Raw genomic sequence first — 12,825 nt, forward strand, 5'->3', positions numbered from 1 at the left:
GACTTCTGGAAAATCATCGGTACGGGACCCGTGCGGCTCCGTGCCTGAACCTGTAGAGGCTCATTCGTGGCGAACATCAAGTCCCAGATCAAGCGGATCAAGACCAACGAGAAGGCCCGGCTGCGCAACAAGGCCGTCAAGTCCTCCCTGAAGACCGCGATCCGCAAGGCCCGCGAGGCCGCTGCCGCGGGTGACGTCGAGAAGGCCACCGAGTACCAGCGCGCGGCTGCGCGTCAGCTCGACAAGGCCGTCTCCAAGGGCGTCATCCACAAGAACCAGGCCGCCAACAAGAAGTCGGCGCTGGCGTCGAAGGTCGCGACCCTCAAGGGCTGACACTGTCTCTTGATCTGACCGCCGGAGGGAATCGAGCGGGCCCTCTCTCATCCGCTCCCGTCCGGCACCTCGAGTCTGTACGCGGCCTGCGTTCGCCACGCGGGTACGGACTCACCCTTCTTTGAATCTCATTGACCGAAGGCCCCGCCGCTGCCCTTCCCCAGGGCAGGCGACGGGGCCTTCGGCATGCCCGCGCGGCCCGCAAGCCGTCACGACCAGAACGCGTCGCCCTTCTCCATGTCCTCGACGCACTCGTCGAGGTCGGTCATCTTGTCTCCGACGATCCGGAAGACGATGCCGCCGCGTTCATCGATGTGCTTGCCGCCCCGGTCGGCGGTGAAGCGGTGCACGGAGACCGCGTGCCCGCGGCCATCGACGAACACGTTGAGCAACTCGACCCGGAACGACCCGTCGGTCTCCGAGTAGAGCCGGCCGTAGTACCCGTCGAAGATCGAGTCGACTCCCTTGTAGTCCCCCGAGAGCGGGTGGGAGCCCGGTACATGGTGGGTACAGTCCCCGGTCATCATGCCGCGCAGGGTGTCCATGTCCCCGCGCTGGAAGGCCTCGTAGCCCTTGCGGACGAGCATGGCGTGCGGGTGTTCAGCCACGGCGATCGCCACCTTTCCTGATCCGGCGATGGACGGCTGATACGCACGATTCTCCTCCTCTGGGAAGGAGGAGCTACTTGATCACGTCCGCTGGGAGGGAGGGGCTACTGCTCCCGTCCTCTGAGAGGGAGGGGCTACTTGCTCACGCCCTCAGGGAGGGAGGGGCTACTTGCTCACCTCCTCTGGGAGGGAGGGACTACTCGCTCATGCCGGTGCTCTGGACTGCGCTCGGCCTGTGGGGCCGAGCAGGGCCGCGTCCGTTTCCTGGGGTCAGGCCGGTGCCTGGGATCACGCCGGTGCTCTGGACCGCGTCCGTGCGCTGGGACCGCGTCCGGCCTGCGGGATGACACCAGTCCTCTGGCGCCATGGCAGTCCTCTGGACCTCGTCCGTGCTCTGGACCTCGCCCGATCTCTGCGACCTGTCCTGTGGGATCACGCCCGGCCCCTGGGGCCGCCTCCGCCCTCTGGGGCCAGGCCCGCCCTCTGGATCACGCCCGCCCTCTGGCCCGCGCCGCCCGCGCGATCGCCACGACCGCCTTCTCCAGGGCGTACTCAGGGTCGTCCCCGCCCCCCTTCACCCCGGCGTCGGCTTCGGCCACGGCCTGCAGCGCGAAGGCCACCCCGTCCGGCGTCCACCCGCGCATCTGCTGCCGCACCCGGTCGATCTTCCACGGCGGCATCCCGAGTTCCCGTGCGAGATCGGCGGGACGGCCTCCCCGTGCGGAAGACAGCTTGCCGATGGCCCGCACGCCCTGCGCCAACGCGCTGGTGATCAACACGGGTGCGACCCCCGTCGCCAGCGACCACCTGAGCGCCTCCAGGGCCTCGGCGACCCGCCCCTCCACCGCCCGGTCAGCGACGGTGAAGCTCGACGCCTCGGCCCGTCCGGTGTAATACCGCCCGACAACGGCCTCGTCGATGGTCCCCTCGACGTCGGCGGCGAGCTGGGACACGGCGGACGCCAGCTCCCGCAGATCACTCCCGATCGAGTCCACGAGCGCCTGACAGGCCTCGGGCGTCGCCGACCGCCCGATCGCCCGGAACTCACCCCGCACGAACGCCAGCCGGTCCGCCGGCTTCGTCATCTTCGGGCACGCCACCTCCCGCGCCCCCACCTTGCGCGCGGCATCCAGCAGCCCTTTGCCCTTGGCCCCGCCCGCGTGCAGCAGCACGAGCGTGATCTCCTCGGCGGGCGCCCCGAGATACGCCTTCACGTCCTTGATCGTGTCGGCCGACAGATCCTGCGCATTGCGTACGACGACGACCTTCCGCTCCGCGAAGAGCGACGGGCTGGTCAACTCCGCAAGCGTCCCGGGCTGCAACTGGTCCGAGGTCAGATCGCGTACGTCCGTGTCGGCGTCGGCGGCCCTCGCGGCAACCACCACCTCCCGCACCGCACGGTCAAGCAGCAGCTCCTCCTGGCCGACGGCAAGCGTCACGGCGGCGAGAGGGTCGTCATCAGCAGTCTTCCTGGCCATCGCGTACAGCATGGCACGGGCCACTGACAGCGAGAGCCGGGTGCCGAGGCGAGGAGCAGGGTCCGGGACCGTCAGCGGGGGGACAGTCATGCCGGGCCCGGAGGCCAGCGGTCCCGTTGCGGAACCGCGGAGAAGATAGAAGATAACGGGGGAGGCCATCATCCCCGCTGCCCGCGTTGGCAACCGGCGCCGCTCGTCCGCGGCTCAGCCGACGCCGTCAGCCCGCTGGCAGTCGTGCCGCTGGGGCGGCACGGGTGGGCGCGGACGGCACCCCGTCGGCGCGGGTCGCGCGACCCACGCCCCGGCACCAAGGCCGCGCACTGGCGAGCCTCCGGCCCAGCCCCACCCCGCCCGGAAGCTACGGCTCCTCCCGCCACCCATCCCACTCCCCCACGAACTCGTCCAGCTCCCGAGGATCCAACCGCTCCCCGTCATCCCGCAGCACCACCAGCCACTGCGCGTCCTCCGCATCGTCCTCCCCGGCCAACGCATCCCGCACAAGCCGCGGCTCCTCGTCGACCCCGAGCCGCTCCCGCAGCGCCTCGGCCACCTCCTCCGCCGCATCCCGGTCGGGCAGCACCAGCACATGTCTCACATCACTCACGGAGCCATTGTCAGGCACCCCGCCCGACCGAACCGAGCCTCCCTGCCCGGCTCGCTCCCTCCCTCCCCCTCGGCAAGAAGAATCACCCGCTCCGGTCGGCACTCCGCACCACCGGCACACGGTCGAGCTCGACGCCGAACCGCTCCCGATACACCTCCAGCACCTCCTCGTCCGTCTCCAGCCCACGCTCTTTCCGCGTCCCATCGCTCCCCGTCACCTTGAAGCGACGCCCGCTGAGCGTGATCCGCCCCCCGTCCTCCGTGACCCGCGAGCAGACCAGCGACCGTGTGAAGTGCGACCGGGGCGAGGTGCTGTGCCACCATGCGCCGACCACGAAGTCCCCGAGCCCCCGTGGCCGCACCTCCAACCGGTACTCCGCCCTGCCGTCCATGAAGACATCCAGATCCGCCGCCCCCACCGCCCGAACCCCGGCCGCCTCATCCGGCCCCGCCTCGACGATCCGGAACGTGCCCGCGGGATCCTCCTGCTCCCCTCGCGCCCCGAACGCCAGCGGAAGGTGGCTGTGCGCCCCGAACCCGACGTCCGCCAGCCAGTCACTCCCGTCCACTGTTCGCACCCGCAGCGCGACATGGTCGTACGGAATCCCGAGCCGCCCCTCCTCCCCGTACACTCGCGCCGCGAGCAGCGTGACGTCGAACCCGAGCGCGGTGAGCAACAGTCCGAAGGCGCCGTTGAGTTCGTAACAGAGCCCTCCCCTCCGCGCGCCCACCACCTTGTCCAGCAGCCGCTTCTCCTCCAGCACTATCTCCTCTCCGAGGTGGACCGACAGGTTCTCGAAGGGCACGGTCTGCAGATGGCGCAGATGCAGATCGCGCAGCACGCCGGTGGTGGCGCTCGGGGCGCCGCCGGGAGCGGCGGGCCACGCCGACCGCTCGACTCCGAGACGGCGAAGGTAGGCGTCAACCTGTTCGGAATTCATAACCTCAGTCTCGCGCCACCCGAAGCTCCCCGGGGCCCGCACCGGCAACGGCGAGTGCCCCGTCCCGGTCGGTCCGCAGCACCACCGCACCGCCCGCCCGCAGCGCCGCGACCGTACTGGGCGCGGGATGTCCGTACGGGTTGTCGGCGCCGCAGGAGATGAGCGCCAGCCGCGGGGCCACCCGGCGTATCAGCTCCGGGTCCTGATACGCGGAGCCATGGTGGGCGACCTTGAGCACGTCCATCCCGCCCAGCCGCGCACCCGCGGAGGACCGCAACAGCGCCTGCTGCGCCGGCGGTTCGAGGTCCCCGAGGAGCAGGAACCGCAGCCCGGCCGACCTGACGAGCAGGGCCACGCTGGCGTCGTTCGGCCCCTCCGGCTCCGGCAGCGGGCTCGGCGGCGGCCACAACACCTCCCAGGACAGTGCCCCGGTGCGCCGCTGCTCCCCGGCCACGCCACGCGTCACGGGGATACGCCGCGCCGCCGCCTGCCTCCGTACGAACTCGGCCTGATCCACGGGCTCTTCGTAGCCGGTCGTCTCGATCGCCCCGACGGACCGCCCGCGCAGCACTCCGGGCAGCCCCGCCACATGGTCGGCATGGAAGTGGGTCAGCACGACCAGTGGGATCCTGGTGATGCCGAGCGTGCGCAGACAGTGGTCGACCAGCTCCGGATCGGGCCCCGTGTCCACGACCACGCCCGTGCCCTCGCCGGCCGCGAGCACCGTCGCGTCACCCTGCCCCACGTCACACATCGCCAGCCGCCAACCCGGCGGCGGCCAACCCGTGATCACCCTGGTCAGCGGCGGTGGCTGCACGACGGCCAGCAGGACCAGCAGCCCGCAGGCGGCGCACAGCCAGGGATGTCCCAGCAGCCGCCTCCCCACCAGCAGGACGACCACGGTGACGAGGAGCAGCAGCGCCGCACCGGCCCAGCTGTCCGGCCAGTCCACTCCGCCGCCGGGCAATGCGGCCCCCGTGCGAGCGATTCCGGCGATCCACTCCGTCGGCCAACTCGCGCACCACGCCAGCGCCTTCGCCACCGGCATCACCACGGGCGCCGTGGCCAACGCTGCGAAGCCCAGCACCGTGGCCGGCGCGACCGCGAACTCCACAAGAATGTTGCACGGCACCGCCACCAGGCTCACCCGCGCCGACAGCACGGCGACGACCGGCGCGCACAGGGCCTGCGCGGCGGCCGCGGCCGCCAGAGCCTCGGCCAGTCGCGGCGGAACCCGGCGCCGTCGCAGCGCGAGGCTCCAGCGGGGCGCCAGCGTGAGCAGTGCGCCGGTGGCCAGCACGGAGAGCAGGAAGCCGTAGCTCCGGGCCAGCCATGGGTCGTACAGCACCAGCAGCAGGACGGCCGTCGCCAGCGCCGGGATCAGTGACCTCCGGCGTCCGGTCGCGAGCGCGAGCAGCGCGACCGCTCCGCAGGCCGCGGCCCGCAGCACACTCGGGTCCGGCCTGCACACGACGACGAACGCGAGGGTCAGCACCCCGCCCAATAGCGCGGTCGTCCGGAGTGAGATGCCCAGGCGGGGCGCGATTCCGCGGCGCTCGGCGAGCTGGGCCAGGCCGGGCGGGCCGACGAACAGGGCGAGGATGATCGTGAGGTTGCTCCCCGAGACGGCCAGGATGTGCGCGAGATCGGTCTCCTTGAATGCCTCGTCCAGTTCCGGGGTGATCCGTGAGGTGTCCCCGACGACCAGCCCCGGCAACAGCGCCCGCGCGTCCGCCGACAGCCCGTCCGTGGCCTCCCGCAGCCCCGCGCGCAGCCGGCCAGCGAACCGCTGCGCCGCCGACGGCTCCCGCACCACCTCCGGTCCCGCCCGGCCCCGCACCCGCAGCACGGCCGCGACCCGGTCGCCGCCCACCGCGGCGGGCGCCAGCCGGGCGGTCACCCGCAATCGCGTGGACGGCAACAGCCCGAGCCAGGGCGACCGGCCCGGTCCGTCCGCGGAGACCCGCGCTCCCGACGCCCCGCCAGGAGGCCGGCCCGCTCCCGAACCCGCGTCGACGATCACCAGCACCGGCGTGCGCGTCGCGACCGCCGTCCCGTGCGCTGCCTCGACGCGTCGTACTTCCGCGTTGATCAGCACAGAGACCGGCGCCGCGTGGTTTCCCCTGATCCGGGGCCGGGTGAGCCGGGGATCGGAGGTCACTTCGACCTCGGCGGTCGCCGTGGCGTACTGCCGTGCCAGCACGGGCACCGGACCCCGCCGCAGATCGGCGCCGTGGAGCCCGGCGGACACGGCGGCCGCTCCTACACAGAGCAGCACGGCGGCGACCGAGGCACGGGGCCAGGTGACGCGTGAGGGCCGGACCCGCGCCCGCGCGGACACGAGGAGTACACCCGCTGCCGCGATACAGCCCACAGTGAGGGCGGTGACCCACCGCGCCGATGCGTCCAGCGTCAGCGCCGCCGTCGCCCAGGCCGCGAGCGCGGGCGGTACGAGACGCAGATCCGTCGGTCCTTCCTGTCGGGGGTGAGCGTCTCCCAGCCGCTTCCCGGAGGCCGTGTGGACGGTGAAGCTGCGGCCTGGGCGGGGCTCACGGCCGGAGCGCGGTTCAGGGCCGGAGCGCGGTTCAAGGAGGAACCGAGGTTCACCACCGGCACGGGGATCCAGGCGGACCCGAGGTACACCACCGGCACGAGGTTCACCACCGGCACGGGGTTCACCGCCGAGGCGGCGTTCAGCGCCGGGCCCGGCGTCGGCCACGTCGTGCCCGGTCGGCACGTGGGGGGTCTGCCTCATGGCCGTACGAGATTCCGCAGGTCGGCGAAGCGGCGGTCGCCGATGCCGTTGACCTCACGCAGTTCGTCCACCGAGCGGAAGCCCCCGTGCTGGGTGCGGTAGTCGAGGATGTGCTGCGCCAGCACCGGGCCGACGCCCGGCAGCGTGTCCAGCTGGTCCACGGTGGCCGTGTTGAGGGAGACGGGGGCCGTCGGCGCCGCTCCCCCCACCGAACCGGCCGGGCCGCCCACACCCGTACCTCCCGTACCGCCCGAGCCAGGCATCGCGGCGACGGCGGGACCGCCGACGATCACCTGTTCTCCGTCCACGAGGAACCGGGCACGGTTGAGACCGTCGGTGTTCGTACCGGGACGCACACCACCGGCCGCGCGCAACGCGTCGGCGACCCGCGAACCGGCCGGCAGGCGGTGGATCCCAGGCTCACGAACCTTGCCGCTGACATCCACGACGATCTCGACCCCGGCCGTCCCCACGGCGTTCGGCGCACCGGCGGAGACGGTCGGCTCCGCCTGCTCGCCGCGGTGCTGCCCCTCCTCGTACGGAGCCGCCGCTCGCACCACCTCGGGCGCTCGTACGGACTCGGTCCGGCCCGCCCAGAAGTGCTGCACGGCGAAGACCGCGGCGAGCACGAGCAACACGGAGAGCGCGAGCACGCTCCGCCGCTCCAGACCACACCTCGTCTGCACCCACACCGGCATCCGCTCCCGCAGAGCGAGCCCGGCCCACGCCCGCCGCCGCCCCACGGCGCCGAGCCCCACCTCAAGGCCGGCCTCACCGGTCCTGACTGCCTCAGCCGACCCGCCGGCATCCGACGCAGCCGGGCTCGCACCCGCACTCCCGTCGAGACCGTCCACAGCCCGCGCTTCCCCGCCCGGCGGACTCTTCCCCGACTCCCGCCACTCCCCCGCGCGTTCGGCGAACAGAGCCTCGGCCCGCCGCCGGAGTTCGTCCGCGGAGGCGTGCCGGTGCCGGGCACGGCCGCCGCGGGCGGGTGCCCGGCGGTGACGGGTGCGTCCGTCGGAGGAGGGGCCGCGTCCGGGGCCACTGGTGGGATTCGCTGTGCGTGAGCGTGATCGAAGTGCCATGCGCCGAGGATCGGTCACATCGGCTCTGCCGCGATGATCTTGGTCAATTCCCGGGGACAACCGCCCGGTTGTGGATAACTCCGTCACTCACACGAGTGACAACGCTTCGGTGGCCGGCACATCTCTCCACACCGCGTCCCGAGACGCCCGACTCGCCGACCTCAACGCGGCGAGACCACAACCCCCAACAACCCAGGCCCCGTATGCGCCCCGATCACCGCACCGACCTCGCTCACATGCAGATCGGCCAGGCCCGGCACCCGCACCCGCAGGCGGTCCGCCAAGGCCGACGCCCGCTCGGGGGCGGCGAGATGGTGCACGGCGATGTCGACCTGGGCGCTGCCGGCCCGGTCCGCCACGATCTCCTCGAGGCGGGCGATGGCCTTCGACGCCGTCCGCACCTTCTCCAAGGGCTCGATCCGGCCGCCCTGGAGCTGCAGCAGCGGCTTCACCGCGAGCGCGGAACCGAAGAGTGCCTGTGCGGCGCCGATCCGACCACCGCGACGCAGATAGTCGAGGGTGTCGACGTAGAAGTAGGCGGAGGTCCCCGCGGCCCGTTTCTCCGCGGCCGTGACGGCCTCGTCCACCGTGCCGCCCGTCTCCGCGACCTGGGCCGCGGCGAGCGCGCAGAACCCGAGGGCCATGGCGACCATTCCGGTGTCCACCACCCGTACCGGAATCGGAGCCTCGCGCGCCGCCACGACCGCCGCGTCGTGCGTGCCGGAGAGTTCGGCGGACAGGTGCAGGGAGACGATGCCGGTGGCGCCGGACTCGGCGACCTTGCGGTAGGTCTCCGCGAACACCTGCGGGCTCGGGCGCGAGGTGGTGACGGAGCGCCGCTTCTGCAGCGCCTGGGCCAGGGAACGGGTCGAGATCTCGGTGCCCTCTTCGAGCGCCCGGTCGCCGAGAACCACGGTCAGCGGCACCGCGGTGATGCCGTGACGCTCCATCGTCCGCGGCGGCAGGTAGGCCGTTGAATCGGTGACGATCGCGACATGGCGGGACATGAGCTGGAGGTTACCTGGCGTAGCGCCCTGGCGGCAGCCCGGCCCCTCTCACCTGGGTTCCCGTGTCCGGATCAAGTCGTGGTCTCGGGGCGGGTCTTCTTCTGCCAGGGATACGTGGGGCGCGCACTGGGCGGGGTGATGGCCGGCCGCGCGGGCTCGTCGGCGGTGCGTTCCTGATGCGTCTGGGGCCAGGTCTGCTGGGGCGTGCCGTCGGCGTCGGCAGCGGCCGGGGCCTCCGGCCACGGGGGCGGCGGTGTGGCGGAACCGGAGCTGGGTTCCGCTGTCGTCCAGTGCCGCAGGGCACCGGCCTCGACGTCGATCTGCGTGCTCAGCGAGTCCAGGTCGTCGTCGGCGAAGCGGCGGGCCCGGTCGCGGGCCGCCCAGCGCAGCGAGTCCGCCGACTGGGTGATCCGCTCGGTGCGCTCGCGCAGAGCGGGCATCCGCTCGCCGAGCGTCGACTTGTCGGGCTCGGACTCCAGGCGCCTGAGCTCGGCGTCCAGTTCGTGTCCGTGCGCGCTGAGCCGCTCGAAGAGGCCGAGGGACTCCTTCAGGGACTGGTCCTCGGCCACGCCCGCGTGCAGCGCGTCCTGGGTGGCGCGCATCGACGTGCGCAGCTTCAGCCGCAGTTGGGCGAGCTCGCCCGCCGGGCCGAACTGGGCGAAGGACTTGGCGCGCAGTGTGTGATCCTCGACCGTACGGCGGGCCTGCGTGATGGTGCGGTCCACTCCGCGCTTGGCGGCACCGACCACCTTCACCGTGGCGTAGGCACCGAGCACCACAAAGAGCACGAAAAGCAGGGCGACTACTGCGATCACTGCTTCCACCAGCTCCTCCTCCGACCATCGGCACGCTCCGCGCCGCTCTCAACGGTAAACGCTACGGGCAGGCCCGGAGTTCCAGAAAAACCCCGAACCTGCCCGTAGGGGACTACCCCGAGTAGCCGCCGGATGCCGCCGTACCTACGCCGGAACGATGTTCACCAGCTTCGGAGCCCGCACGATCACCTTGCGGATGCCCGCGCCGTCCAGCGCCGCCACGACCTTCTCGTCGGCCAGCGCGACCTTCTCCAGCTCGTCGTCGGAGATGGACGGGGAGACCTCCAGCCGCGCCTTGACCTTGCCCTTGATCTGCACGACGCAGGTCACACTCTCGTCCACGACGTACGCCGGGTCGGCGACCGGGAAGTCCTGGTGGACGACCGAGTCGGTGTGCCCCAGCCTGCGCCACAGCTCCTCGGCGATGTGCGGGGCCAGCGGCGCGACCAGCAGCACCAGCGGCTCGGCGACGGAGCGCGGCACGGCGCCGCCCGCCTTGGTCAGGTGGTTGTTCAGCTCGGTGACCTTGGCGATGGCGGTGTTGAACCGCATGCCCTCCAGGTCCTGGCGCACCCCTTCGATCGCCTTGTGCAGAGCGCGCAGCGTGTCCACGTCGGGCTCGGTGTCAGCCACCGACAGGGAGCCGGTCGTCTCGTCCACGACATTGCGCCACAGCCGCTGCAGCAGCCGGAACTGGCCCACCACCGCGCGCGTGTCCCACGGCCGGGACACGTCCAGCGGGCCCATCGCCATCTCGTACAGGCGCAGGGTGTCCGCGCCGTACTCCTCGCAGATCTCGTCCGGAGTGACCGCGTTCTTCAGGGACTTGCCCATCTTGCCCAGCAGCCGGGAGACCTTCTCGCCCTGGTAGTAGTACGCGCCGTCGCGCTCCTCCACCTCAGCGGCGGGCACCGCGATGCCACGACTGTCGCGGTAGACAAAGGCCTGGATCATGCCCTGGTTGTACAGCTTGTGGAACGGCTCGGCCGAGGAGACGTGCCCCAGGTCGTGCAGGACCTTGGACCAGAAGCGCGCGTACAGCAGGTGCAGCACGGCGTGCTCCGCGCCGCCGACGTACAGGTCGACGCCGCCGTGCGGCTGGCCCTCGCGGGGGCCCATCCAGTACTGCTCGATCTCCGGGTCGACCAGCTTCTGGTCGTTGTGCGGGTCCAGGTAGCGCAGCTCGTACCAGCAGGAACCGGCCCAGTTGGGCATGGTGTTGGTCTCGCGGCGGTACGGACGGGGGCCGCGTCCGTCACCCAGGTCCAGGGTGACGTTGACCCAGTCCTCGTTGCGCGACAGGGGGGTCTCGGGCTCGGTGTCGGCGTCGTCCGCGTCGAAGGTGCGCGGCGAGTAGTCCTCGACCTCCGGCAGCTCCAGCGGCAGCATCGACTCGGGCAGGGAGTGGGCGATGCCGTCCTCGTCGTAGACGATCGGGAAGGGCTCGCCCCAGTAGCGCTGCCGGCTGAACAGCCAGTCACGCAGCCGGAAGTTGACGGTGCCCTCGCCGACGCCCTTCGACTCCAGCCACTCGATGATGCGCGCCTTGGCGTCGGCGACGCCCAGGCCGTCCAGCGAGACCTCGTCGTTGGCGGAGTTGATGATCTTCGCGTCGTACGAGGCGAAGGCGTCCTCCCACGTCGAGGTGTCGGTGCCGCGGCCGTCGGTCGGCTCGACGATGCAGTGGATCGGCAGCTCGAAGGCGCGCGCGAACTCGAAGTCGCGCTGGTCGCCCGCCGGGACGGCCATGATCGCGCCGGTGCCGTAGCCCATCAGCACGTAGTCGGCGATGAAGACCGGGACCTGATCGCCGTTGACCGGGTTGGTCGCGTACGCGCCGATGAAGACGCCGGTCTTGTCCTTGGCCTCGGCCTGCCGCTCGACGTCCGACTTGGAGGCGGCCTGGGCGCGGTACGCGGCGACGGCCTCGGCCGGGGTCGCGTGACCGCCGGTCCACACCTCGTGCGTGCCCTCGGGCCAGGCGGCCGGCGTGAACTTCTCGACCAGCGGGTGCTCGGGCGCCAGCACCATGTAGGTCGCGCCGAACAGGGTGTCCGGGCGCGTGGTGAAGACCGTGATGCGCTCGCCGTCGATCGGGAAGTCGACGCGGGCGCCTTCGGAGCGGCCGATCCAGTTGCGCTGCTGCAGCTTGATGGCCTCGGGCCAGTCCAGCGCGTCCAGGTCGTCCAGGAGCCGGTCGGCGTAGGCGGTGATGCGCATGTTCCACTGGCGCAGCTTGGCCTTGAAGACGGGGAAGTTGCCGCGCTCCGAGCGGCCGTCGGCGGTGACCTCCTCGTTGGCCAGCACGGTGCCCAGCCCAGGGCACCAGTTGACGGGCGCGTCGGAGGCGTACGCCAGGCGGAACTCGCTCAGCACGTCGGCGCGCTCGATGTCACTCAGCTCGTGCCACGCGCGCGTGTGCCCCGGTACGGCGCGCTCACCGGTCTCGAACTGGGCGATCAGCTCGGAGATGGGGCGGGCCCTGTCGGCCGCGTCGTCGTACCAGGAGTTGAAGATCTGCAGGAAGATCCACTGGGTCCACTTGTAGTAGTCCGGGTCGATCGTGGCGAACGACCGGCGGTTGTCGTGGCCCAGGCCCAGCCGGCGCAGCTGGACCTTCATGTTCTCGATGTTGGCCTCGGTGGACACGCGCGGGTGCGTGCCGGTCTGCACGGCGTACTGCTCGGCGGGCAGGCCGAAGGCGTCGAAGCCCAGGGTGTGCAGGACGTTGTGGCCGGTCATCCGATGGAAGCGGGCGAAGACGTCGGTGGCGATGTAGCCCAGGGGATGGCCGACGTGCAGGCCCGCACCGGACGGATACGGGAACATGTCCATGAGAAACTTCTTGGGCCTGGCCGCCAGGTCCGGGTCGTCCGCCAGGTCACCGCTCGGGTTCGGCGCCGCGTAGGTGCCCTCGGCGTCCCAGAAGTCCTGCCAGCGTGCCTCGATGTCGGCCGCCATGGCGGCCGTGTAGCGGTGCGGCGCCGTTTCCGCCGACATGGCAGCGGTGGCAGCGGGGTTCGTCTCGCTCATGGTCCTCAAAGCTCCATCGATCGTCTCTGCCAGCGGCTGTGATCCGAGAAACGAAAAATCCCCTCGCACAGGAGGGGACGCCGCGCCGATTCCGACCATCCGATTCGCCCGGTGGTCGGGACTGATCAGCGCGGCTCGCTAAGCAGAAGGCGTACGGCACGCATGGC

At 71.5% G+C, this 12,825-nt stretch carries 10 protein-coding genes; 1 reads left to right on the plus strand and 9 read right to left on the minus strand.

The window, feature by feature from the left end; all coding sequences use genetic code 11:
* The first annotated feature begins 66 nt into the window (after nt 1–66).
* Entirely contained in the window at nt 67–333 is a 267-nt protein-coding gene (gene rpsT / locus ACFWWR_RS04840; protein ID WP_053750780.1) for a 30S ribosomal protein S20, read from the plus strand.
* A 209-nt stretch (nt 334–542) separates the two neighbouring features.
* Here the strand turns inward: rpsT and ACFWWR_RS04845 are convergent, their stop codons facing one another.
* The 9 genes from ACFWWR_RS04845 to leuS form a co-directional block, all read right to left on the minus strand.
* The gene (locus tag ACFWWR_RS04845) at nt 543–941 is read right to left on the minus strand and encodes a nuclear transport factor 2 family protein (protein ID WP_383870901.1); all 399 of its coding nucleotides are present in this window, start codon (nt 939–941) and stop codon (nt 543–545) included.
* 488 nt (nt 942–1,429) lie between these two features.
* The gene (gene holA, locus ACFWWR_RS04850; protein WP_383870932.1) at nt 1,430–2,419 is read right to left on the minus strand and encodes a DNA polymerase III subunit delta; all 990 of its coding nucleotides are present in this window, start codon (nt 2,417–2,419) and stop codon (nt 1,430–1,432) included.
* Between the two features lie 358 nt (nt 2,420–2,777).
* A complete protein-coding gene (locus ACFWWR_RS04855) occupies nt 2,778–3,023 on the minus strand; it encodes a hypothetical protein (RefSeq protein ID WP_383870899.1) in 246 nt (81 codons plus the stop codon).
* 82 nt (nt 3,024–3,105) lie between these two features.
* Nucleotides 3,106–3,963: an arylamine N-acetyltransferase gene (locus ACFWWR_RS04860; RefSeq protein ID WP_384301990.1), complete on the minus strand. Its 858-nt coding sequence runs from the start codon at nt 3,961–3,963 to the stop codon at nt 3,106–3,108.
* Nucleotides 3,964–3,967: 4 nt separating this feature from the next.
* Nucleotides 3,968–6,463, minus strand: coding sequence for a ComEC/Rec2 family competence protein (locus tag ACFWWR_RS04865; RefSeq protein WP_384302120.1), 2,496 nt, complete (start codon nt 6,461–6,463; stop codon nt 3,968–3,970).
* A 251-nt stretch (nt 6,464–6,714) separates the two neighbouring features.
* Nucleotides 6,715–7,803, minus strand: coding sequence for a helix-hairpin-helix domain-containing protein (locus tag ACFWWR_RS04870; protein ID WP_384301992.1), 1,089 nt, complete (start codon nt 7,801–7,803; stop codon nt 6,715–6,717).
* 161 nt (nt 7,804–7,964) lie between these two features.
* Nucleotides 7,965–8,810 (minus strand): DegV family protein, encoded by an 846-nt coding sequence (locus ACFWWR_RS04875; protein ID WP_383870891.1) that lies wholly within the window; start codon nt 8,808–8,810, stop codon nt 7,965–7,967.
* A 71-nt stretch (nt 8,811–8,881) separates the two neighbouring features.
* Nucleotides 8,882–9,634 (minus strand): hypothetical protein, encoded by a 753-nt coding sequence (locus tag ACFWWR_RS04880; RefSeq protein ID WP_383870888.1) that lies wholly within the window; start codon nt 9,632–9,634, stop codon nt 8,882–8,884.
* A 135-nt stretch (nt 9,635–9,769) separates the two neighbouring features.
* The gene (leuS, locus tag ACFWWR_RS04885) at nt 9,770–12,658 is read right to left on the minus strand and encodes a leucine--tRNA ligase (RefSeq protein ID WP_383870886.1); all 2,889 of its coding nucleotides are present in this window, start codon (nt 12,656–12,658) and stop codon (nt 9,770–9,772) included.
* Nucleotides 12,659–12,825 lie beyond the last annotated feature (167 nt).

The organism is Streptomyces sp. NPDC058678 (genome assembly GCF_042714835.1).
Taxonomy (GTDB): Bacteria; Actinomycetota; Actinomycetes; order Streptomycetales; family Streptomycetaceae; genus Streptomyces.

Coding starts and splice junctions, on each gene's coding strand:
- ACFWWR_RS04860 (WP_384301990.1), bottom strand. CDS start 3,963: ATGAATTCCGAACAGGTTGACGCCTACCTTCGCCGTCTCGGAGTCGAG.
- ACFWWR_RS04875 (WP_383870891.1), bottom strand. CDS start 8,810: ATGTCCCGCCATGTCGCGATCGTCACCGATTCAACGGCCTACCTGCCG.
- holA (WP_383870932.1), bottom strand. CDS start 2,419: ATGGCCAGGAAGACTGCTGATGACGACCCTCTCGCCGCCGTGACGCTT.
- leuS (WP_383870886.1), bottom strand. CDS start 12,658: ATGAGCGAGACGAACCCCGCTGCCACCGCTGCCATGTCGGCGGAAACG.
- ACFWWR_RS04870 (WP_384301992.1), bottom strand. CDS start 7,803: ATGGCACTTCGATCACGCTCACGCACAGCGAATCCCACCAGTGGCCCC.